The 21,784-nt window shown below is 69.0% G+C and carries 19 protein-coding genes; 12 read left to right on the top strand and 7 right to left on the bottom strand.

Going from position 1 to position 21,784, the window contains the following annotated elements; genetic code table 11:
- Nucleotides 1-85 precede the first annotated feature (85 nt).
- From M8542_RS33130 to M8542_RS33115, 4 genes are read left to right on the top strand one after another with little or no spacing between them, the layout of a single operon-like run.
- Nucleotides 86-424, top strand: coding sequence for a hypothetical protein (locus M8542_RS33130; RefSeq protein ID WP_257924240.1), 339 nt, complete (start codon nucleotides 86-88; stop codon nucleotides 422-424).
- Nucleotides 421-1,560, top strand: a complete 1,140-nt coding sequence (locus M8542_RS33125) for a C40 family peptidase (protein ID WP_372508673.1) — start codon at nucleotides 421-423, stop codon at nucleotides 1,558-1,560. The genes M8542_RS33130 and M8542_RS33125 overlap by 4 nt, the downstream gene beginning before the upstream one ends.
- A gap of 10 nt (nucleotides 1,561-1,570) precedes the next feature.
- Complete coding sequence (locus tag M8542_RS33120; RefSeq protein ID WP_257924239.1) at nucleotides 1,571-1,951, top strand: YbaB/EbfC family DNA-binding protein; 381 nt, start codon at nucleotides 1,571-1,573, stop codon at nucleotides 1,949-1,951.
- Between the two features lie 6 nt (nucleotides 1,952-1,957).
- A complete protein-coding gene (locus M8542_RS33115) occupies nucleotides 1,958-2,452 on the top strand; it encodes a YbaB/EbfC family nucleoid-associated protein (RefSeq protein WP_257924238.1) in 495 nt (164 codons plus the stop codon).
- On the opposite strand, the gene M8542_RS33110 is transcribed toward M8542_RS33115, so the two are convergent.
- From M8542_RS33110 to M8542_RS33100, 3 genes are all read right to left on the bottom strand, one after another.
- On the bottom strand, nucleotides 2,449-3,585 hold the full coding sequence (locus tag M8542_RS33110) for a 4-hydroxybenzoate 3-monooxygenase (RefSeq protein ID WP_257924237.1): 1,137 nt from the start codon (nucleotides 3,583-3,585) through the stop codon (nucleotides 2,449-2,451). The genes M8542_RS33115 and M8542_RS33110 overlap by 4 nt on opposite strands.
- Before the next feature lie 72 nt (nucleotides 3,586-3,657).
- A complete protein-coding gene (locus M8542_RS33105; protein ID WP_257924236.1) occupies nucleotides 3,658-4,425 on the bottom strand; it encodes an AraC family transcriptional regulator in 768 nt (255 codons plus the stop codon).
- A gap of 25 nt (nucleotides 4,426-4,450) precedes the next feature.
- Nucleotides 4,451-4,942, bottom strand: coding sequence for a mycothiol transferase (locus M8542_RS33100; protein ID WP_257924235.1), 492 nt, complete (start codon nucleotides 4,940-4,942; stop codon nucleotides 4,451-4,453).
- A gap of 155 nt (nucleotides 4,943-5,097) precedes the next feature.
- Between M8542_RS33100 and M8542_RS33095 the strand changes: the two genes are divergently transcribed.
- Entirely contained in the window at nucleotides 5,098-6,924 is a 1,827-nt protein-coding gene (locus M8542_RS33095) for a glycoside hydrolase family 3 protein (protein ID WP_257924234.1), read from the top strand.
- A 32-nt stretch (nucleotides 6,925-6,956) separates the two neighbouring features.
- A complete protein-coding gene (locus M8542_RS33090; RefSeq protein WP_257924233.1) occupies nucleotides 6,957-8,228 on the top strand; it encodes an RICIN domain-containing protein in 1,272 nt (423 codons plus the stop codon).
- On the opposite strand, the gene M8542_RS33085 is transcribed toward M8542_RS33090, so the two are convergent.
- Together M8542_RS33085 and M8542_RS33080 are read right to left on the bottom strand one after the other, a co-directional pair.
- The gene (locus M8542_RS33085; RefSeq protein ID WP_257924232.1) at nucleotides 8,225-8,566 is read right to left on the bottom strand and encodes a hypothetical protein; all 342 of its coding nucleotides are present in this window, start codon (nucleotides 8,564-8,566) and stop codon (nucleotides 8,225-8,227) included. The genes M8542_RS33090 and M8542_RS33085 overlap by 4 nt on opposite strands.
- Entirely contained in the window at nucleotides 8,563-9,831 is a 1,269-nt protein-coding gene (locus tag M8542_RS33080) for a PepSY-associated TM helix domain-containing protein (protein ID WP_257924231.1), read from the bottom strand. The genes M8542_RS33085 and M8542_RS33080 overlap by 4 nt, the downstream gene beginning before the upstream one ends.
- A 109-nt stretch (nucleotides 9,832-9,940) precedes the next feature.
- On the opposite strand from M8542_RS33080, the gene M8542_RS33075 reads away from it, so the two are divergent.
- The 6 genes from M8542_RS33075 (at nucleotide 9,941) to M8542_RS33050 (ending at nucleotide 15,819) form a co-directional block, all read left to right on the top strand.
- On the top strand, nucleotides 9,941-11,239 hold the full coding sequence (locus M8542_RS33075) for a family 1 glycosylhydrolase (RefSeq protein WP_257924230.1): 1,299 nt from the start codon (nucleotides 9,941-9,943) through the stop codon (nucleotides 11,237-11,239).
- 123 nt (nucleotides 11,240-11,362) lie between these two features.
- Nucleotides 11,363-12,547 (top strand): lipid-transfer protein, encoded by a 1,185-nt coding sequence (locus M8542_RS33070; RefSeq protein ID WP_257924229.1) that lies wholly within the window; start codon nucleotides 11,363-11,365, stop codon nucleotides 12,545-12,547.
- Nucleotides 12,548-12,555: 8 nt separating this feature from the next.
- The gene (locus tag M8542_RS33065) at nucleotides 12,556-12,987 is read left to right on the top strand and encodes a type II toxin-antitoxin system Rv0910 family toxin (protein WP_257924228.1); all 432 of its coding nucleotides are present in this window, start codon (nucleotides 12,556-12,558) and stop codon (nucleotides 12,985-12,987) included.
- Nucleotides 12,984-13,808, top strand: coding sequence for a MaoC/PaaZ C-terminal domain-containing protein (locus tag M8542_RS33060; RefSeq protein WP_257924227.1), 825 nt, complete (start codon nucleotides 12,984-12,986; stop codon nucleotides 13,806-13,808). Before M8542_RS33065 ends, M8542_RS33060 begins: the two co-directional genes overlap by 4 nt.
- Nucleotides 13,808-14,644: an SDR family oxidoreductase gene (locus M8542_RS33055; protein WP_257924226.1), complete on the top strand. Its 837-nt coding sequence runs from the start codon at nucleotides 13,808-13,810 to the stop codon at nucleotides 14,642-14,644. Before M8542_RS33060 ends, M8542_RS33055 begins: the two co-directional genes overlap by 1 nt.
- Nucleotides 14,641-15,819 (top strand): acyl-CoA dehydrogenase family protein, encoded by a 1,179-nt coding sequence (locus M8542_RS33050; protein WP_257924225.1) that lies wholly within the window; start codon nucleotides 14,641-14,643, stop codon nucleotides 15,817-15,819. The genes M8542_RS33055 and M8542_RS33050 overlap by 4 nt, the downstream gene beginning before the upstream one ends.
- 39 nt (nucleotides 15,820-15,858) lie before the next feature.
- Here the strand turns inward: M8542_RS33050 and M8542_RS50675 are convergent, their stop codons facing one another.
- Together M8542_RS50675 and M8542_RS33040 are read right to left on the bottom strand one after the other, a co-directional pair.
- Complete coding sequence (locus tag M8542_RS50675) at nucleotides 15,859-19,629, bottom strand: DNA gyrase subunit A (protein ID WP_257924224.1); 3,771 nt, start codon at nucleotides 19,627-19,629, stop codon at nucleotides 15,859-15,861.
- Between the two features lie 29 nt (nucleotides 19,630-19,658).
- Nucleotides 19,659-21,710 (bottom strand): DNA gyrase/topoisomerase IV subunit B, encoded by a 2,052-nt coding sequence (locus M8542_RS33040; protein WP_257924223.1) that lies wholly within the window; start codon nucleotides 21,708-21,710, stop codon nucleotides 19,659-19,661.
- Between the last annotated feature and the right edge of the window lie 74 nt (nucleotides 21,711-21,784).

Here is a 21,784-nt window from a genome sequence, read left to right as displayed (position 1 = left end):
ACGGACCGTGGTCTAGGCTGAATCCCGCAGCAGGGGAACCGGGGGTCGCACGCGCACGTCGCACCTCCGGTGACAGGGAGGGCCAGTGGACGGTTCGCATCAGGGGTTTCATGTCGACGACGGCGCGTACACGCGGTACGCGCGCGAAGTCGACCCGCTCGGTGACGACGTCAAGGGCGCGGCCGACAAGCACGTCGGCCCGCACGTGACGCTCGGCGGCCACGGCTTCTCCGAGATGGGTGGCGAATCCGGCTTCTCCGGCGCCTACAGCGGCCGCATGCGCGCGCTGCAGGAGAAGATGCACCGCGTCGGCGGCGGCTGGCGCCAGGTCGGCGAAGCCGCCCGCCAGACCGACCGCAACTACGCGGCGGTCGAAGGCGAGCACGGTGACGTCGTGCGGCGGCTCGGGCAGGACCTCGCGTGACCGAGGTGACCGAGCACCACGCCGACCAGCTCGTCCGGCACGGCCTGGACACCACGAACCGGTTCGCCGACAAGCTGCGCCACGACCCGGCCGCGATCGGCGGCGCGCGGGACGCGCACGTCGCGCTGCAGACGTCGGTGGGCCGCACCCGTGACACCGCGGCCGACCAGCGCGTCAACCTGGCTTCCGCCAGCTCCGGCTCGACGACCGACCGCGCCACCGCGACGTCGCAGAGCCTGGAGAAGGAGGTCCAGGACCTGCTCGACGAGAGCGCCGAAATCGAGAAGGCCGTCGCCGAGGCGGCCGAGTCGCTGCACGTCGGCGAGATCAAGAACGACCAGGTCCGCGACCAGATCATCAAGGAGATCTCGGCGTCGATGAAGGCGCTGGCCGCGGTCAAGACGATCCAGCCGCCGGAGAGCCGCGCGGCCGCGTCGCGCGACATCCTGATGAAGCTGCAGACGAAGATCAGCCAGCTCACCGGCCAGGCCGCTACCTTCAGCGAGCAGACGATCAACCAGCTCACCGACATCGGCACGCGGCTCGGTGGCGGCGAGCAGTCGACGTCGACCTCGAGTGCGTCCTCGACGAAGGTCGGGTCGTCGTTCAACAGCAACAGCGGCTACTCCGGCGGCGGTTCCGATGGGGGAGGCGGCGGTGGCGGAGGCGGCGGCGGTGGGGGCGGCGGCGCCGTGCACAAGCCGCGGCTGCCGGTCGCGATCCCGCCGCAGCCCGGCTCCGGCGTCGCGATCAACCTGCCCGGCGGCAAGCAGGTCATGGCGCCGAACGAGACCGCCGCGAAGGCGGTGCGCAACGCGCTTTCGCAGCTCGGCGTGCCGTACGTGTGGGGCGGCACCGCACGCGGGCAGGGCCTCGACTGCAGTGGGCTGACGATGACGTCGTACCAGGACGCGGGGCTGCAGCTGCCGCGGACGGCGGCGCAGCAGACGGTCGGGGCCGAGGTGCCCTCGATCGACCAGCTGCTGCCCGGTGACCTGGTCGTCTGGTCGGGTCACGTGGCGATGGTGATCGGCGACGGCCAGATGGTCGAGGCCGGCGACCCGGTGCAGATCAGCAAGATCCGCACCACGAACGCGGGACAGTCGTTCATCGGCTTCTACCGCCCGACCGGCTAGGTTCGTCTCCGTGGCTGACATCGACATCGACCTGACCGCCGCGCGGATCGCCGAAGCGGCGGACCGGGCGGAGGCCGACGCTTCCGCGCGGTTCGCACGCTCGGGCCCGGTGGTGGGCAAGGCGTCGTCTTCGGACAGCACGATCGAGGTCCAGGTCGCGCCGGGTGGGCTGCTGACCGGGCTCACCATCCACCGCTCGGCACTGCGCCAGGGCTCGGCGGTGCTCGCCGACCAGATCTTCGAGCTGGCGCAGCGTGCAACCCGGCGAGCGGGCGACAAGATGTACCACGCGCTGGCGCCGGTTCTCCCGGCGGAGCAGCTCGGAACCCTGGGCTACGAACCGATCCCGGACGACGACCCGGACGCCGACACCTACTCGTACGGAAGGTGAGCGCCGGTGGTCACCACGCGTGAGCTGATTTCCCAGGCCCGGGCGCGCGAAGAGGCGATGTCCCGCGTCGACGAGCTGCTGGCGTCGGCGTCGGGCACGGCCCACGACCTCGACGGCCAGGTCGAAGCGACGGTCGACGGCCGCGGCAAGCTCCTGCGGCTGTGGCTGGCGCCGTCGGCGGTGAACCTGGGCGAGGGCCTGGGACCGCGGGTGGTGGAGGTCGTGCGGGCGGCCATGCGCGAGGCGACCCAGGACGGCTACAACAAGGTCGCGCTGCTGCTCGGCGAAGACATGACGTACATGATCGAGCAGATGACCGGGATGCCGGCGCCCGCACGGGCCGAGGACGACGACCCGGGCATGACGGTGGAGGAGTTCCAGCGGCTGCGGGCCGAGCGGCTGGGAGCCGAGGCCCCCGAGCCGCCGGCGGCCGCGAGTGTCGAGGACGAGGACGCTTACTGGGAGTCCTTCGACCCGGCTTCGCTGCGCTCGGACCGCTAGTTCACCCCGGCCATGAACTCGCCGAAGAGGCGGCTCGCGGCGGGTGAGGTGAACTGGCGCGCCAGCTCCGCGCGGGCGACCCGCCTGCGGAATTCCCCCGCGTGGGACGGGTCTCCGGCGTCGTGCATGACGTCGGTGATCCACGACGCGAACGCCTGGTAGTTCCAGACGTGGCTCAGGCACGTCTCCGAATAGGCGTCGAGCAGGCTCGCGTCGTTCTCCCGCACCTGCCGGATGACGGCGCGCGCGAAGACTTCGGTGTCGAAGAGGGCGAGGTGGATCCCCTTGGCACTCATCGGCGGGACGATGTGCGCCGCGTCCCCGAGCAGGTACAGCCGGGCGTGGTGCATCGGGCTGTGGACGACGTTCCGCAGTGGCACCAGCCGCTTGTCGGCGATCCGGCCGGGCGTGACCGGGCGGCCGAACCGGGCGGCCAGTTCGCTCCACACGCGCTCGTCCGGCCAGTGCTCGAGACCGTCGTCGAGTGCGCACTGGAGGTAGCCGCGGCTGGCGTGCGCGCCGCGGGGGATCATCCCTGCCAGGCCGCGGGAATGGATCGCCATGCCGGACGGGTTCGCGGGCACCTCGGCCAGGATGCTCAGCCAGGCGTAGCCGTATTCGCGGGAGTACCGGGTGAGGACGCCGGCGGGGACGGCCGCCCGGCTGACGCCGCGGTCGCCGTCGCAGCCGGCGATGAAGTCGGCGGTGACGACCTGGTCCGCGTACCGCACGACGGGCCGGTCGAGGTTTTCCAGGGTGACGCCGCCGGCTTCGAAGCGGAGATCGCCGCCGCCGCGCAGGAAGACGTCCGTGAGGTTCCGGACGAGGACCTGCTGGGGCAGGAAGACGCTGTCGTCGTCGCCGAGCTCGAGGGGCAGCTCCTCGCCGTCGAGGAAGAAGCCGGCTTCGACGTCGGTCGGGGTGTCGTTCGCCAGCACCTCGTCGAGTCCCCACGCGCGGAACATGCGCACGCCGCGGCTGTCGACGGTCCCGGCTCGTTGGCGTTGTTCGACGTGGACGCGGCTGTGCTTCTCGAGGACGACGCAGTCGATTCCGTTGCGCAGCAGGATGTTCCCGAGGGTGAGCCCGGCGACCCCGGCCCCGATGACGACGACGGTGGTGTGTTCGGTCATGACTCCACTGTGGACCTGGCGGCGGCCGCCACCAACCGGTGAAGCGACACCGCATACCGGAAACCCGCCAAGTCAGTGCCGGCCCAGTCCGGCCTGATAGCGGCCCGGCGTCTGGCCGACGACGTCGGTGAAGGCGTCGATGAAGCTCGACGGGTTGGCCCACCCGCACGCCATCGCGGTGTCGAGGACCGACCGGCCTTCGGTGAGGTGGACCAGGGCGTGGTGCACGCGCAGGATCGTGCGCCAGCGCAGGAAACCCATGCCGAGCTCGGCCTGGAACAGGCGGCCGAGGGTGCGTTCGCTCGCTCCGGCCGCCCGGCCCAGTTCGCCCAGCGTCTCCGGCCGCGCGGGGTCGGCGTGCAGGAGCGTGGTGACGGCGCGCAGCCGGTCGTCGCGTGGTTCGGGCAGGTGCAGGGACTGTTCGGGTGGCCCGGCGAGCTCGTCGACGACGACCGCGCGCAGCCGCCGGTGGGCGCCCGGGCGGCGCTCGGCGGGGTCGGTCAGCGCCAGGAGGGCCTCGCGCAGGAGCGGGCTGACCGCGAACACGCCGGGGCGCGCCACGAGCTCACCGCACTGCTCGGCCGGGATGACCACGAGCCGGAAGTCGGTCCGGCCGAAGCAGCGGTGGGAGTGGTCGAACCCGGGTGGCGTCCAGGTGACCCGGTTGGCCGGCGCGATCCAGGTCCCGAGCGCGGTGGTCGTGGCGAACACGCCGGCGGCCGCGTACACCAGCTGGCCCTCGGTGTGGCGGTGGGTGCCGAGGTGGAAGCCGGAGGGCAGCCAGCCCTGCCCTTCCGGCGTCGGCCCGGGCGGCGGGGTGAGGTGGCGGGTTTCCGGCATCGGCCGCGAGCCTACCCCGCATCCGTCACGCCAGCTGGGCCGTGGAGTTCGCGCCGTCCAAGGACTCGCGGATGATGTCCGCGTGGCCGGCGTGCTGGGCCGTTTCGTGGATCAGGTGCAGGACGATGCGCCGCGCCGTCCAGAACTGGGGCTCCGGTGGGGACCACGGTGTGGTCGGCAGCTGCACCGAAACGTCCAGTGACGGCAGCGAACGCACGTAGGAATCCGTTGCGGCAGCAGCGGAAGAGTACTCCGCGAGCCAGTGCGCCAAAGTCGAGCTCATCGTGTACTGCGCGGTGTCCAGCATGCCCTCCGGCAGCGAGCCGTCGGCGGAAGACAGGACCTGCAGCCACATCCGCTCGCCCGTGGCCAGGTGGCGGATCAAGCCGCCCAGGGTCAGTTCGCTGACCGTCGTGCGGCGGGACGCGTCCGCGTCCGAAACGTCCCGGGCCGGGATCAGCAGCCGGGACCGCACTTCGGCCAGCAGGCCCAGGAGGTCGTCGTGTTCGCGTGTCATACCGGCACCGTAGGACCGAATTAGGTCAGTCCGTGTCCCGGAACCCGCCGTCCCGGTCAGCGGAAACCGAGTTCGGTCAGAGGTCTGGACCAAAACCAAAAGCCTGTGTCTTAATTCAAGGCGTGAATTTCGGTCTCTCGACGAGGAGGACCCGGATGGGTCTCGGCCGCAGACTCGGCATCGGCGCGCTGGCCCTGGGGCTGCTGGTGGCGTCGGAAACCCCCGCGCTCGCCGGGAACCACCCGGCGTACAAGGATTCCTGGCGTCCGGTGAAGGTCCGGGTCGCCGATCTGATGTCCCGGATGACCCTCGACGACAAACTCGGCCAGATGATGCAGGCCGAACGCCTCGGCGTCAAAAGCCCGGCCGACGTCACCACCGGGCGGCTCGGCTCGCTGCTCTCCGGTGGCAGCTCGCAGCCGACGCCGAACACGCCCGTCACCTGGGCCGACATGTACGACGGCTTCCAGAAGGCCGCGCTCGCCACGCCACTGGGCATCCCGCTCATCTACGGCGTCGACGCGGTCCACGGCCACAACGGCCTCTACGGCGCCACCGTCTTCCCGCACAACATCGGCCTGGGCGCGACTCGCGACCCGCGTCTGGCCGAGAGAATCGGCCGCGCCACCGCGGAAGAGGTCTCCGGCACCGGCATCGACTGGGACTTCGCGCCCTGCCTGTGCGTGGCCCGCAACGACCGCTGGGGTCGCACCTACGAGTCCTTCGGCGAGGTCCCGCAGCTGGCGACCCAGATGTCGTCGATCATCACCGGCCTGCAGGGGCAAGCGCTGGACCGGCCCGGCTCGGTGATGGCGACCGCCAAGCACTACGTCGGTGACGGCGGCACCACCGGCGGGGTCAACGAGGGCAACACCGAGATCAGTGAGCAGGAGCTGCGCGCGATCCACCTGCCGCCGTTCAAGGCCGCCGTCCAGCGCGGCGTCGGCTCGGTGATGATCTCCTACAGCAGCTGGAACAGCGTCAAGCTGCACGCGAACTCGTACCTGGTCAACGACGTCCTCAAGAAGGAGCTGGGCTTCAAGGGCATCGTCGTTTCGGACTACAACGGCGTCGACAAGATCGACGGCAAGACCGGGTTCACCCCCGAAGAGGTCGAGGCGTCGATCAACGCGGGCATCGACATGGTGATGGTGCCCTACGAGTGGCAGAAGTTCATCGACACGCTGCGCACGCTCGTGCAGGAAGGCCGCGTGCCGATGTCCCGCATCGACGACGCCAACCAGCGCATCCTGACGAAGAAGTTCGAGCTCGGCCTGTTCGAGCACCCGCTGACCGACCGCCGGTTCCTGAACACCATCGGCAGCAAGCCGCACCGCGACCTCGCGCGCCAAGCCGTCCGCGAGTCCCAGGTGCTGCTGAAGAACGACAACCACGTGCTGCCGCTTTCCAAGCGGGAGAAGATCTTCGTGGCCGGCAAGAGCGCCGACGACATCGGCAACCAGTCCGGCGGCTGGACCGTCGGCTGGCAGGGCACGAGCGGCCCGGTCATCCCGGGCACCACGATCCTCCAGGGTATCCAGAAGACTTCGTCGAAGGTCACCTACGCCAAGGACGGCACCGGGATCGACCGGAGCTACGACGTCGCCGTCGCCGTCGTGGGGGAGACGCCCTACGCGGAAGGCAAGGGCGACCGTCCACAAGGGATGGGACTGGACGCGACCGACCTCGCCACGCTGCAGAAGCTGAAGGACTCCGGCGTGCCGACCGTCGTCGTGCTGGTGTCCGGGCGGCCGCTCGACATCGCCGCGCAGCTGCCGGACTGGGCCGGGCTCGTCGAGTCGTGGCTGCCGGGCAGCGAGGGCCAGGGGGTCGCCGACGTCCTCTTCGGGGACTACAACCCGACCGGGAAGCTGCCGGTGACCTGGATGCGCAGCGCCGACCAGCAGCCGATCAACGTCGGTGACGGCAAGCCCGCGCTGTTCCCCTTCGGCTACGGCCTGCACTACTCGCGCCACTGGTGATCGTTTCCCCGCCCCCACCGGAAGGAATCCGCATGCCACGCCGTCACCTGGTCAGAATCCTGGCCTTCTTCGCCGCGTGCCTGGGCTTGAGCCTCGGCGCGCCGGCGGTGCAGGCCGCGACGCCGTTCAAGGTGCTCGCCTTCTACAGCGGCACCTACGACGCCGCGCACATCAGCTTCGAGAAGGAGGCCAACGTCTGGTTCCCCCAGCAGGCGGGCGCCAACGGCTTCACCTACACCTCGACCACCAACTGGAACCAGCTGACCACCATCACGCCGAGCCAGTACCAGGTCGTCATGTTCCTCGACGACCAGCCGCAGTCGCAGGCGCAGTTCCAGGGCTTCCAGCGGTACATGCAGGCCGGCGGCGCGTTCTACGGCTTCCACGTCACGGCGTACAACGACAGCTCGACGCCGTCGTACGCCAACTGGTTCCACAACGACTTCCTCGGCACCGGCCGGTTCACCTCGAACACCTGGGGCCCGACGCCGGAGACGCTGAGGATCGAGAACCGCACGCACCCGTCGACGGTGAACCTGCCGGCGACGATCAAGTCCTCGACGTCCGAGTGGTACGCCTGGCAGAACGACCTGCGCCAGAACAGCAACATCACCATCCTGGCGTCGATGGACTCCTCCACCTTCCCGATCGGCACCGACCCGAACCAGACCTGGTACAGCGGGTACTACCCGATCTCGTGGACCAACAAGAACTACAAGATGATCTACTCGAACTTCGGCCACAACGCGATGAACTACGACACGAACACCGCGCTGTCTTCGACGTTCGAAAGCGCCGACCAGAACCGGTTCCTGCTCGACGGCCTGAAGTGGCTCGGGGGCGGCGGCACGACGACTCCGCCGCCGGACGGCACGATCGACCCGTCGGCCTGGTACGCCGTCACGAACAAGGCGTCCGGCAAGTGCGTCGACGCGAAGGCCGCCGGCAGCACCAACGGCACCGTGATCCAGCAGTACTCCTGCAACGGCACCACGGCCCAGCAGTACCAGTTCGCCCCGACCAGCGGCGGCTTCGACCGGATCAACAACCGCACCAACCCGGCCGAGGTCATCGACGTCACCAACGTGGCGACGACCGACAACGCCGGCCTGCAGCTGTGGTCCTACAGCGGCGGCAACAACCAGCAGTGGCAGCCGGTTTCGGAGGGCAGTGGGTACTACCACTTCGTCGTCCGCCACAGCGGCAAGTGCCTGACCGTGCCGGGAGCGTCCACAGCGGACAGTGTCCAGCTGGTCCAGTCGACCTGTGACGGCAGCGCCGCTCAGTCGTTCAAGGTCGCCTAGCGCGCCGTCGTCCTGATCCGCACGACCAGGACGGCCAGCGTCAGGAGGAGCACGGCCAGGAGGGCGCCCGCGGACCGCGTGGTTCCGCGGGCGCCCCATGCCGTGCCGGCGGGCAGGACCACCAGCGACGTCACCAGGTACGCCCCGTGCGTCGCGGGTTCCGCCGGGTGGTCGCTCGCCACGCTCGCGATCGCCTGGGCGAGCAGCGCGAGTTCGAGCAGCACGGCCAGCGGGCGCCAGCGCGGCCAGTGGTAACGCCCGGCCGCCGTCAGGACCAGGGCGGTGAGCCCGGACAGCAGGCAGACGACCGTCGTCGCGAAGGCCAGGGACTCGATCACGCCGCTTTCGCTTTGCGGCGACGGCGTTTGGTGCCCAGGCGGAACAGCCACGTCGAAATCCCGGTCAGCATCAGGGCCAGCGGCGTCAGGCCGAGGACCACCCAGACGAGCCGCCACCAGCCGTCGACCAGCCAGCCGAAGTGCGCGGCCTCGAACACCTTGCTGTAGAAGCGGTTGGCCGTGGGTTCCGGGGCAGCGTCCACGGAGGACACGTGGGTGGCGTCGTGGCTGTCGACGTACACCGTCCGGTCGCCGCCGAAGAACGCGCGGGCGCCGTAGGGCTGGTAGCCGTCGTCCGCGATCGAGACCGTGTAGTAGCCGGTGCCTTCGGCCGGCGGGACGAGGTAGCGGATCGAACCGGGGGAGGCGGCGAGCGCGGCGGCCGAGGCCCGGTCGATGCCGATGTCCGGCGTGCCGGGCGCGGCCGGGTTCGCGGTGAAGCTGTACTTCGCCTCGTCCGGCGCCGAGCCGCCGGTGATGGCCAGCCACGCGTTTTCCACCGGCGGCAGGTAGAACGCGGCGCCGGTGACGCCCCACATCAGCACGAACGGCACCGACACGATCCCGATGACGTTGTGCAGGTCGTAGTCGCGGGCGAACCGGCCCTTGCCGAGCCGGACCCGGAAGCCGTGCGAGAACTTCTTGAACCCGGGCCACCACACGACGATCCCGGTGATCGCGAGCAGGATCATGAGCAGCCCGAGCACGACGAGGACCAGCTCGCCCCAGGTCACCTCGGGCACCGGCGACGGCGCGGCCAGCCACGATACGTAACCGGGTTGGGTCGTGCAGCCGAACCCGCAGTCGTGCAGGTTCGTGAGCCAGCCCATGACCCCGTCGGACAGCTTCTGCGGCCCGGTGATCCGCCCGCTGCCGGGGTCGACCGCGTACGCCTCGGTGTACTCGGTGTCGCCGACGGCGATGATGCCGCCGTCGTTGCTCACCCAGGCCGCGGAGAACTCCGGGTGGGCCTGCTTGACGAGGTCCCGGGCCTGCTGCAGGCCGACCGGGTGGGCGCTTTCGGTGTGCGCGTAGAAGTCCGCGTGCGTCGCGCGGAAGTACTCGGCGCGGTACAGCAGGATCACGCCGGACGTGGTTTCCAGGATGAGTAGCAGGCCGAGCACCAGCGACGTCCACCGGTGGGTGACGACCAGGAACCGCCGCACCGGCTTGCGCCGCAGCCACCGGCGCCGCTTCGCCTTCGGTGGATCGGCCCTGGTCAGCACGGGTGCTTCGGCGGTCATCGCGTCCCCCAACTCGGTCAAGATCGAAGTGAGGTTAGCCTTGCTTAAGCTGATTTGTCTTCCGTCCATCGGGGGATGTGCGCCGACTCACCGCGGCCTAACATGAAGTTCCTTCACGAACGGGGGTGCCATGCGGCGCGGTGCGGTCTTCGTGGTCTTGGCGCTCCTGGCGGGTCTGGTGACCCCGGCGGCGGCCGCCGTCCAGCCGTTCTTCTGGGGTGTCGCGACCTCCGGCTATCAAGCCGAGGGCTCGGCGCCCGACAGCAACTGGCGCCGGTACGAGCAGGCGAAGACGTCGTCGATCAAGGAGCCCTACCGCGAGTCCGTCGACTTCCGGCACCACTACGCCGAGGACATCGACCGCGCGAAGCAGCTGGGTGTGAACGTCTTCCGGTTCAGCGTCGAGTGGGCCCGGATCGAGCCTCGGCCCGGCCAGGTGGACCAGACCGAGCTGGCGTACTACGACGACGTCGTCCGGCACGTCCTCGACGCCGGCATGCGGCCGATGATCACGCTCGACCACTGGGTCTACCCGGGCTGGGTCGCCGACCAGGGCGGCTGGGACAGCGACCGCACGGTCGATGCCTGGCTCGTCAACGCCCGCCGCGTCGTCGAGCGCTACAAGGGGCTCGGCGCCATCTGGATCACGATCAACGAGCCGACCGTCTACCTGCAGAACGAGACCACCAACGGCGGCCTCGCCGGGTGGAAGCTGCCGTGGGCGCAATCGCGGCTGGTGACGGTGCACCGCGCGGCCTACGACCTCATCCACTCGCTGGACCCGGGCGCGCTCGTGTCCAGCAACACCGCGTACATCCCGGCGGTCCAGGGCGTGCTCGACGCGTCCTTCCTCGACCGCGTGCGCGACAAGCTCGACTTCGCCGGCCTCGACTACTATTACGGCGCGAGCCTCGACAACCTCAGTGCGATCCATGCGGCCAGTGGCGAGTTCTGGAAGGTGACGCCGCAGCCGGACGGGATCTACTACGCACTGCGGTACTACGCGCGGAAGTTCCCCGGTTTGCCGTTGTACGTCGTGGAAAACGGGATGCCGACCGACAACGGCAACGCGCGTCCCGACGGCTACACCCGCTCGGATCACCTGCGTGACCACATCTACTGGGTGCAGCGCGCGAAGGCCGACGGCATGAACGTCATCGGCTACAACTACTGGAGCCTCACCGACAACTACGAGTGGGGCAGCTACCAGCCGCGGTTCGGACTGTACACAGTGGACGCCCGGTCCGACGCCACGCTGACCCGCCGGCCGACCGACGCCGTGGCGGCCTACCGCGACCTGATCGCCGGCCACGGCGTGCCGAGCGGGTACACGCCGGTGCGGCCGCCGGGCTTCTGCTCGGTCGTCGACGGCCTCGGCAGCTGCCTCGACCCGGCCCGCTACCCAGGCCCCCTCGCCCCCCTGGCCTAGCCCCCGAAGCGGCACTTTCATGACGAAAGTGCCGCTTTGCGTCGCAAAGTGGAGCTTTCACGTGAAAGCTGCGGGGTTGTGGTTCGGTCTTGATAAATACATGCCGGTCTGTATGTTTGTTGCATGGCGAACAAGGTGTACGTCGTCGGCGTCGGGATGACGAAGTTCGAGAAGCCCGGGCGGCGTGAGGGCTGGGACTACCCGCAGATGGCCCGCGAAGCCGGGACCAACGCGCTCGGGGACGCCGGCCTCGGCTACGACGCCGTCCAGCAGGCGTACGTCGGGTACGTCTACGGCGAGTCGACGTCCGGGCAGCGGGCCGTCTACGAGCTCGGGATGACCGGGATCCCGGTGGTCAACGTCAACAACAACTGCTCGACCGGCTCGACCGCGCTGTACCTGGCGGCGGAGGCGGTGCGCGGCGGGCGCGCGGACTGCGTCATGGCGCTGGGCTTCGAGAAGATGAAGCCGGGCTCGCTCGGGTCGACGTTCGACGACCGCGAGCAGCCCATGGGCAACCACATGCAGGCACTCGCCGAGATTTCGGAGGTGCTGTTCCCGCCCGCGCCGTGGATGTTCGGCGCCGCCGGGCGCGAGCACATGAAGCAGTACGGCACCACCGCCGAGCACTTCGCGAAGATCGGCGAGAAGAACCACCGGCACTCGGCGAACAACCCGTACGCGCAGTTCCAGGACGTCTACTCGCTCGAAGACGTCCTGGCGTCGCGGATGATCTACGACCCGCTGACCAAGCTGCAGTGCTCGCCGACGTCGGACGGCTCCGGCGCGGCTCTGCTCGCCGGTGAAGCCTTCGTCGACGCCAACGGCCTCGCCGAGCGGGCCGTCGAGATCGTCGGCCAGGCGATGACCACCGACTTCCGCAGCACCTTCGACGGCAGCGCGAAGAACATCGTCGGCTACGACATGACCCGCCAGGCGGCCCTTCGCGTTTATGACGAGTCCGGGCTCGGACCCGCGGACTTCCAGGTCGTCGAGCTGCACGACTGCTTCTCCGCCAACGAACTCCTGACGTACGAGGCGCTCGGGCTCTGTGTCGAAGGCGAAGGCGGGCACCTCGTCGACGCCGGCGACACGACGTACGGCGGGCGATGGGTCGTGAACCCGTCGGGCGGGCTCATCTCGAAGGGGCACCCGCTCGGCGCGACCGGGCTCGCGCAGTGCGCCGAGCTCACCTGGCAGCTGCGCGGTGCCGCGAACGCGCGCCAGGTCGCGGACGTGCGGGCCGCGTTGCAGCACAACATCGGACTCGGTGGCGCCGCCGTCGTCACCGCCTACCAGCGAGCTTAGGAGAAACCATGGGCCGGATCAGCGCGTCCGTCGAACTGCCCGCCGCGCCGGAGAAGGTGTGGGCGGAGTTCAGCAATCCCAACAACTTCGAGAAGTGGCTGACCATCCACACCAAGTGGAAGGGCGACGTCCCGGCGGAGTTTTCGCAGGGCTCGCAGGTGTCCGAAGTGGTCACCATGCTCGGGATGGCGAACACGATCACCTGGACGGTCGATGCGTTCGACCCGCCATCGCGGTTGGTCATCTCGGGCACCGGGATGGCCGGGGTCAAGATCGAGTTCTCGCTGTCGGTGGCGGCGGCCGGCACCGGTTCGGCGGCGAGCATCGAGGCCGGGTTCGCCGGGCAGATGATCGTCGGGGCGCTCGGGAAGGCCGTCGAGAAGGACGGCAAGAAGAACCTCGACGAGTCCCTCGAGAAGTTCAAGGCGCTGGTCGCGTGAAGTTCGACCCGGCCGGGCTGGACAAGTGGACGTCGCCGGAGCCGTTCGACGTCACGCGCGCGCGGCTGGTCGAGTACGCGGCGGCGACCAACGACCCGATCCCGGCGCACGCTTCCGGCGACGTCGCGAGCCCGGTGTTCGCGATCGTGCCGGTGTTCCAGTCGCTGCTGGAGCCGGCCTTGGAGGTCGTGCCGACGTCGTTGTTCGGCCGGGTGCTGCACGGTGAGCAGGACTTCCGGTTCCACCGCCCGATCCGCCCCGGTGATTCGCTCGTGTCACGGGCCAAGATGACCGGCTTCGAAGGGCTGCCGAAGGGCACGCGGGCGACGGTGTACCTGGAATGCCGGCTCGCCTCCGGGGAGCTGGTGAACGAGCAGTATGTGACGTTCTTCGTGCGAGGCTTCGACAACGGCTCGAAGGAGGGCTCGCTCGGACCTTCGCACCGGTTCGACGAGGCTCTGCGGGCCACGCCTCCGGTGGCGACGGTCAGCCAGCACGTCGACGACGACCAGACGTACCGCTACGGCCCGGCGGCCGGCGACCCGATGCCGATCCACCTCGACGCCGAGGTCGCGCGCGCCGCGGGACTGCCGGGGATCATCGCGCACGGGCTGTGCACGATGGCGTTCACGTCCTGGGCGGTGCTGACGTCGGTGGCACCAGCGGGGTCGCTCCGGCGGCTGGCGGTGCGGTTCGCGGCGCCGGTGCTGCCGGGACAGGACTTGTCGACGTCGATCTGGGCGGCGGGTCCGGGTTCGTACGCCTTCGAAACCAAGGTGGGAGACACACTCGTGATCAAAGACGGACTGGCGGAGCTGTGATGGGTGTACTCGACGGGCGCGTGGCGGTGATCACCGGCGCGGGGCGGGGGATCGGGCGGGAGCATGCGTTGTTGTTCGCCGCGGAAGGCGCTTCGGTGGTGGTCAACGACATCGAGCCGGACCCCGAAGTGGTCTCGGAGATCCGCTCGTCCGGCGGTTCGGCCGTGGCGAACACGTCGGACGTGGCGTCGTGGGCGGGCGCGGCGGAGCTGGTCGAGCAGGCGGTGTCCGAGTTCGGCCGGCTGGACGTGGTGGTCAACAACGCGGGCATCCTGCGTGACAGCTTCGTCGCGGGCCTCACCGAGCAGCAGTGGGATGAGGTGATCGCGGTCCACTTGAAGGGGCACGCGGCGGTGCTCCACCACGCGGCGGCGTACTGGAAGTCCTTGTCCAAGGCGGGTTCCGCGGTGGCCGCGTCGGTGATCAACACGGCGTCCGCGTCCGGGGTGACCTTGCCGAACCCGGGCCAGCTGAACTACGGCGCGGCCAAGGCGGGCATCGCGGCGATGACTCTGGTCGCGGCGGCTGAGCTGGAGCGTTATGGGGTGCGGGTCAACGCGATCGCGCCGATCGCCCGGACGCGGTTGACGTTGGCTACGCCGGGGATGGGGGCGATTTTCGCTGCGCCGGTGGCTCCCGGGGAGTTCGATGCCTTCTCGCCGGCGAACATCTCGCCGTTGGTGGCCTACCTGGCTTCGTCGAAGTGCCCGGTTTCCGGGAAAGTATTCGCGGTCCAAGGAGGGGCGATCTCGGAACTGGCGGGGTGGCACGACGTCAAGGTGATCGAGACCGAGGGGCCGTGGCAGATCGACGACATCGCGGCGAGGCTGCCGTGATCGAGTGGTCCGAGACGGATCTCCTGATCCGCGACTCCATCCGGGAATTCATCGACAAAGAGATCCGGCCACACCTGGACGCGCTGGAGAGCGGGGCGTTGCCGCCGTACGACATCATCCGGAAGCTGTTCGCCGCCTTTGGCTTGGACGCACTCGCGCGAGAGTCAGTCTCGAAGCTGCTTTCCGGTTCCTCGGGCTCTTCCACACCGAAGATGAGCGGCCAGGAAACCCTCGCGCTGATCGCGATCAGCGAGCTGGCCGGGGTGAGCCTGGGCATCGTCGCGTCCCTCGGCGTCTCCCTGGGCCTGACCGCGGCGACGATCCTCTCGAAAGGCTCTCAGGAGCAGAAGGAACGTTGGCTGCCGGGCTTGGCGACGTTCGAGAAGATCGGCGCCTGGGCGATCACGGAGCCGGACTCCGGCTCCGACGCCTTCGGCGGTATGCAGACCACGGTCCGTCTTTCCGAGGGCGAATACGTGCTGAACGGGCGGAAGACGTTCATCACCAACGGCCCTTACGCGGATGTCGTGGTGGTGTACGCGAAGCTGGACGACGGCTCGCCGGTGCGCGACCGCCCGGTGCTGACCTTCGTGCTGGACCGCGGGCTGCCGGGCTTCGTCCAGGGCAAGCCGTTCAAGAAGATGGGCATGATGTCATCGCCAACGGGCGAGCTGTTCTTCGATGACGTCCGGCTGGGCGAGGACCGGCTGCTTTCGTCGTCGGGTTCGGAGAGCGCCCGGGAGAGCTTCGCGGCCGAGCGAGTCGGGGTGGCGGCGTTGTCGCTGGGGATCATCAACGAGTGCCTGCGGCTGTGCGTCGAATACGCGAAGTCGCGGAAGCTGTGGGGCCAGGAGATCGGGCGGTTCCAGCTGATCCAGCTCAAGCTGGCGAAGATGGAAGTGGCGCGGCTGAACGTCCAGAACATGGTGTTCCAGACGGTGGCCAAGCTCCACGCGGGCAAGCGTCCGACGCTGGCGGAGGCGTCGGCGATGAAGCTGTACTCGTCCGAAGCGGCTACCGAGGTGGCGATGGAGGCGGTGCAGCTCTTCGGGGGCAACGGGTACATGGCGGAGTACCGGGTGGAGCAGCTGGCGCGGGACGCGAAGTCGCTGATGATCTACGCCGGCAGCAACGAAATCCAGGTGACCCACATCGCGAAGGCGCTTCTGGCCTGACTGTGGGTGGTGCGCCCGCCGGCGCACCACCCACGACCGTCAGTCTCGTTCGATGAGGTGGCCCACCACGTCCGGGCCTGGGTGGGCGTGCCCCGAACCGTCCCGGCGGACGTCGATCTCCGGGAGCTCCACCGGGTCACCGTTCCGAGCCGCGCCGGCCGGGCGCGGGCCGATCCAAGCCACACGAAGAGCCGTTTCGCCCTTCAGGAACCGCTGGGCCCGGACGCCGCCCGTGGCTCGGCCCTTCGCCGGGTACTCGCTGAACGGCGTGACCTTCACACTGGCGCCCGTCGAAGTGATGACTAGGGGCTCGCCGTGTTCGTCGTCGTCTGTGCGGACCGCTCCGAAGAACACCACCGCGCCCGCGCCCACGTTGATGCCCGCCATGCCGCCGCCCTTGAGACCCTGCGGGCGGACCAGTGAAGCCGCGTACTTCAGCAGTGCTGCCTCCGACGACACGAATGCCAGCGTCTCCGTGCCGTCCGTCAACCACGTTGCGCCGACGACCTCGTCGCCGTCCTTCAGGGAGATCACTTCGAACTCGTCCGAGCGGACCGGCCACTCCGGTGAACACACCTTCACCACGCCCGCGCGGGTGCCGAGGGCCAAGCCCGGGGAACCTGCCGCCTGCTCACCCAGCGGTGCGATGCCGACGACCGTCTCGCCCTTCTCCAGCGGGACCAGCTCCTTGGCCGCCATGCCGCCGCGCAGCGACACCGTGCCGGCCTGCTCCGGGAGCACCGGCAACGGCAACACGTCCGTCTTGAACGCGCGGCCGCGGCTGGTCACCAGCAGGATCTGCCCGCGTGCGGTCGTGCGGACCACCGCCGCGACGGCGTCGTGCTTCACGCGGCCGTTGCGGCGGCGGGTCTCCGTCGACTCCTCCGACTCCGCCGCCGTGCGAGCGACCAAGCCGGTCGCCGACAGGATCACCTGGCACGGGTCGTCCGTGACTTCCAAGGGGCCCGAAGGCTTCGACGCCGCCAGGACCTCCTTCAGGTCACCGTCGATCAGGGACGTGCGGCGCTCGGTCGGGAAGTCCTTCGCGATCTTCGCCAGCTCCGACGACACCAGCTTCTTCAGCACCGACTCGTCGTCGAGGATCTTCGACAGCTCCGCGATCTCCTCGCGCAGCCGCTCCTGCTCCGACTCCAGCTCCAGCCGGTCGTACTTCGTGAGCCGGCGCAGCGGCGTGTCGAGGATGTACGTCGCCTGGATCTCCGACAGCTTGAAGCGCGTCATCAAGCCGTCCTTGGCGGCCGCCGCGTTCTCGCTCTCGCGGATGAGCTTGATGACCTTGTCGATGTTCAGCAGCGCGATCAGCAGGCCGTCGACCAGGTGCAGCCGCTCTTCACGCTTGCGGCGCCGGTACTTCGTGCGCCGCGTGACGACGTCGTAGCGGTGCCGCAGGAAGACTTCCAGCAGCTCCTTCAGGCCCAGCGTCTGCGGCTGGCCGTCGACGAGCACCAGGTTGTTGATGCCGAACGACTGCTCCAGCGGCGTGAGCCGGTAGAGGTCCGCGAGCAGCGCCTGCGGGTTGACGCCCACCTTGCACTCGATGACCAGCCGCGTGCCGTTCTCGCGGTCGGTGAGGTCCTTGACGTCGGCGATGCCGGTGAGCCGCTTGGACTTGTTGACCTCGTCGGTGATCTTCTCGATCACCTTCTCCGGGCCGACGCCGTAGGGCAGCTCGGTGACGGTGATCGCCTGCCGCCCGCGGCTGCCTTCGAGGGGGCCGGTCTCGCAGTTCGCGCGCATCCGGACCACGCCGCGGCCGGTCTCGTACGCGCGGCGGACCTCGTCGAGGCCCAGCAGGCTGCCGCCGGTGGGCAGGTCGGGGCCGGGCACGAACTCCATCAGCTTGTCGAGCGTCGCCGACGGGTGCGTGATCAGCCACCGCGCCGCGGTGATGACCTCGCCCAGGTTGTGCGGGATCATGTTGGTCGCCATCCCGACCGCGATCCCGGACGTGCCGTTGACCAGCAGGTTCGGGAACGCCGCGGGCAGCACGGACGGCTCTTCGAGCGAGCCGTCGTAGTTCGGGCGGAAGTCGACGGTGTCCTCGCCGAGCTCGCCGACCAGCTGCATGGCTTCGGGGGACATGCGTGCTTCGGTGTTGTGGTTGACGAACCCGCCGGCCAAGAACGAGTGGTCTTCGGTCTTGACCCGGACGGAATAAACCTCGGCCGGCTCGGCGGCCACGGCTTCGGTGACCTCTTCGAACCGGTAACCCGAGTCCATGATCGGCAGGATCGTGGCGAGGACCTCGGTGTCCTTGATCCGGTCGATGATGCGGAGCCGCTCGGTCTCCCAGCGTTCGATCCGGTCGAAGTTGTGCTTGGTCAGCCACTTGCGCCCGCTGCCGCGATGGTCGAAGTCGATCGCGCCGCGCACGTAGTCGGCCACGAACGGGACGCGATCGGAGCTGAGCCGGTGAGGGCGAAGCACTGATCGCTGAACAAGCTCCTGCAGCCGGGTCTGCTTGGTCTTGAGGAACCCGACGCGCTCGGCGAACGCACGAACGTTGCGCAGCCCCGACACGACCAGCCGGTGCTCGACCGAGCCGCTGGTCCGGGTGTAGCGCCGGTGCGTGGCCATTACGCCGAACTCCGCGAGCAGTTCCTGCAGACCGGCGGTCAGCTGCTCACTGTAGCTCGTGTACTGCACCGTGAAGCCGTCCTTGGCGGTCCGGCAGCCGCCGTCACCCTCGAACGCCGCCATCAGGAAGGCCCGCTTGACGCCCGGTCCGCCGTTCCAGACGAACTCGGGCACGACCTTGTCGCGTGCCTGGTGGCCGATGAACTCCGCGAGCGGGCTCGCGCGGAAGGCGTCCATGCCGCCCGCGTAGTCCTGGACATCGAGTTCGTGGATCCGCTTGCGATCCTGGCGGGTCTGCCGTTCGGAGACGTATCGCTTGCCGCCTACGACCTGGTCGTAGGCGTGCAGGACCTCACCGAAGAAGTGCTCGTCGGTGTTGTTGAAGCCGGCACGGTTCTCACTGGCGAAGCCCTCGGACGCCCACGCGCCGGCCAGCACGCCGAGCACGTACTCCCGGGCGGTCGGGACGACGTTGGTCCACGCGTTGCGCGCGACGCAGACGATCGTGCCCGGCTTGATCTCGTCCAGTTGCTTCCACTGGAACACCGGGACACCCATCGGCGCCTCGAGACACAGCACCGGGTGGTTCTCGCTGCCCCGGAGCGAAAAGCCGGACTTCGTGGTGACTCGAACCGTCGGGTGCACGCCCGAGTTGAAGACCTTGTCGACCTGGACGGCCTTGCCGTCCTTGTCCAGGACCTCGAAGTCGGCGTCGGCCTCGGAGTCGGCAGGCAGGTTCACGACGTCGGCGATGCGCGGGCTGGAACCGTCCGCCAGCCGGATCCGGGTGTCTCCGACCAGGCAGTACCGCGAAGCAGCCGGTCCATCGTCTGGGGATCCGAAGTTGCCGTGCCCGTCGATCAGCGGGACGTTCAGCGAGAAGTCCTGGGCCAGCCGCACCATCGCGTCGTAGATCGCGACGTCGCCGTGCGGGTGGTACTTGCCCATGACGTCGCCGACCACGCGCGACGACTTCACGTACGCGTGCGTCGGGCGGTAGCCGTTCTCGTTCATCGAGTACAGGATCCGGCGGTGCACCGGCTTCAGGCCGTCACGCGCGTCCGGCAGGGCGCGTGAGTGGATGACCGAGTACGCGTACTCCAGGTAGGAGTCTTCGATCTCGGTCTTCAGCGAGTTGTCGAAGACGTGCGCACCGGGGGAGTCGAACGCGCTGGGATCGACCTTGGTGGTGGTGCCCTTGCGGCGTGCCACGGTAGAACTCCTTGGTAGCTACGAAAAACTCAGGCGTCGATGGCTTCGCGGTCGACCCGGTCGGAAGAGGCGACCAGCCAGTTGCGCCGGGGCTCGACCTTCTCGCCCATCAACAGTTCCAGTGCCGACTCCGCGGCTTCGGCGTCGTCCATCGTGATCCGGCGGACCGAGCGGCTGGCCGGGTTCATCGTGGTCTCCCACAGCTCGTCGGCGTCCATCTCGCCGAGCCCCTTGAACCGGGGCACCGGCGTGACGATGCTCTTGCCCGCCTTCTCCAGCTCGGCGAACTTCGTCTCCATCTCGCGCTGGGTGAAGGTGAAGTGCGTCTCCGGGTTGCGGCCCTTCGTGACGAGCTTGTGCAACGGCGGCATCGCCGCGTACAGCCGGCCGTCTTCGATCACCGGGCGCATGTACTTCGCGAACAGTGTGATCAGCAGCGTGCGGATGTGCGAGCCGTCGACGTCCGCGTCCGCCATCAGGATGACGCGGCCGTAGCGCATCGTCGTCAGGTCGAACGTGCGGCCGGTGCCCGCGCCCAGGACCTGCACGATCGACGCGATCTCGGCGTTCTTCAGCGTGTCGCCCAGCGACGCCTTCTGCACGTTCAGGATCTTTCCCCGCAGCGGCAGCAGCGCCTGGTACTCCGAGACGCGCGCCATGCGCGCCGACCCCAGCGCGCTGTCGCCCTCCACCAGGAACAGCTCGCTGCGCGAGACGCCGGTGGTGCGGCAGTCGACCAGCTTCGGCGGCATCGCCGCGCCCTCGAGCGCGGTCTTGCGCCGGGCCGCGTCCTTCTGCTGCTTCTGGGTGAGCCGCACGCGCGAGGCGTCGACCACCTTCTGCAGCACGACCTTCGCCTCGGACTTCGTCTTGCGCTCTTCGGTCCACGCCTTGACGTGCTTGTCGACGATGCCCTGGATGACGCGGGTGATGCCCGCGGTGGACAGCTCGTCCTTCGTCTGCGACGTGAACTGCGGCTCCGGCAGCCGGACGTGGATCACCGCGGTCATGCCCTCGAGGACGTCCTCGATCGTCGGCATGTCCTCCTTGGGCTTCAGCAGCCCGCGGGTCTTGGAGATGGCGTCCTGCAACGCCTTCGCCATCGCGCGGTCGAAGCCGCGGCGGTGCGTGCCGCCGTGGACGTTGCGGATCGTGTTGGTGAAGCACTCGACCGTGCGCTCGTAGCCGGTGCCCCAGCGCAGCGCCACCTCGATCTCGGCGTGCCGCTCCACATTGGACTGCATGACGCCGGCGGCGTCGGCCGCGTTCTCCTTGTACGTGCCCTCGCCGGTGATCAGCAGCGTGCCGCAGACCGGCTTCTCGCCCGACGGTGTCAGGAAGTCGACCATGTCGACCAGGCCGTGCGGGAAGTGGAACGTCTCTTCGTTGATCGTGTCTTCGATCGCCGTGCGCAGCACGTACGTGACGCCCGGGACCAGGAACGCGGTGTTGCGCAGCTTGGTCCGGACGCCTTCGACGTCGAGCGCCGCGCCGGACTCGAAGTAGCGCGAGTCGTACCAGTAGCGGATCGACGTGCCGGAGCGCTCGCCGCGCTTCATCTTGCCCGCGAGGTTCAGCCCGGAGCGGCGGGTGAACTTCGCCTTCGGGCCCGGCGCGTCGAACGTGCCGGGGACGCCGTGCTTGAACGACATCTGGTGGACCTTGCCGTCCTGCTTCACCGTGACGTCGAAGCGGTGCGACAGCGCATTGACCGCCGAAGCGCCGACGCCGTGCAGGCCGCCGGAGGTCTTGTAGCCGGAGCCGCCGAACTTGCCGCCGGCGTGCAGCCGGGTCAGGACCAGCTCCACGCCGGACAAACCGGACTTGGCGTGGGTGCCGGTGGGGATGCCGCGGCCGTCGTCGTCGACCTGGACGCTGCCGTCGGCGTGCAGCGTGACGACGATCTTCGTCGCGTGGCCCGCGACGCCCTCGTCCGTCGAGTTGTCGACCACCTCGGAGAAGAGGTGGTTGATGCCCCGGCTGTCGGTGGAGCCGATGTACATCCCGGGGCGTTTGCGGACGGCCTCGAGACCCTCGAGATGGGTCAGGTCATCGGCCCCGTACAAGGTCTCGGCAGTCACAGGGTCGTTCTCCCGGATCGTGGCTCGCGAAAGTGCTGGTGGTGGTGCGGACGTGGCCTGCACCGTACTGCAGG

Source organism: Amycolatopsis iheyensis, from assembly GCF_024703995.1.
In the GTDB taxonomy this organism is placed as follows: domain Bacteria; phylum Actinomycetota; class Actinomycetes; order Mycobacteriales; family Pseudonocardiaceae; genus Amycolatopsis; species Amycolatopsis iheyensis.
Note: the sequence above shows the minus strand (reverse complement) of the source record. Positions and strands in the feature narration are given on the sequence as shown.

Coding starts and splice junctions, on each gene's coding strand:
- M8542_RS33110 (WP_257924237.1), bottom strand. CDS start 3,585: ATGACCGAACACACCACCGTCGTCGTCATCGGGGCCGGGGTCGCCGGG.
- M8542_RS33105 (WP_257924236.1), bottom strand. CDS start 4,425: ATGCCGGAAACCCGCCACCTCACCCCGCCGCCCGGGCCGACGCCGGAA.
- M8542_RS33100 (WP_257924235.1), bottom strand. CDS start 4,942: ATGACACGCGAACACGACGACCTCCTGGGCCTGCTGGCCGAAGTGCGG.
- M8542_RS33095 (WP_257924234.1), top strand. CDS start 5,098: ATGGGTCTCGGCCGCAGACTCGGCATCGGCGCGCTGGCCCTGGGGCTG.
- M8542_RS33090 (WP_257924233.1), top strand. CDS start 6,957: ATGCCACGCCGTCACCTGGTCAGAATCCTGGCCTTCTTCGCCGCGTGC.
- M8542_RS33075 (WP_257924230.1), top strand. CDS start 9,941: ATGCGGCGCGGTGCGGTCTTCGTGGTCTTGGCGCTCCTGGCGGGTCTG.
- M8542_RS33070 (WP_257924229.1), top strand. CDS start 11,363: ATGGCGAACAAGGTGTACGTCGTCGGCGTCGGGATGACGAAGTTCGAG.
- M8542_RS33065 (WP_257924228.1), top strand. CDS start 12,556: ATGGGCCGGATCAGCGCGTCCGTCGAACTGCCCGCCGCGCCGGAGAAG.
- M8542_RS33055 (WP_257924226.1), top strand. CDS start 13,808: ATGGGTGTACTCGACGGGCGCGTGGCGGTGATCACCGGCGCGGGGCGG.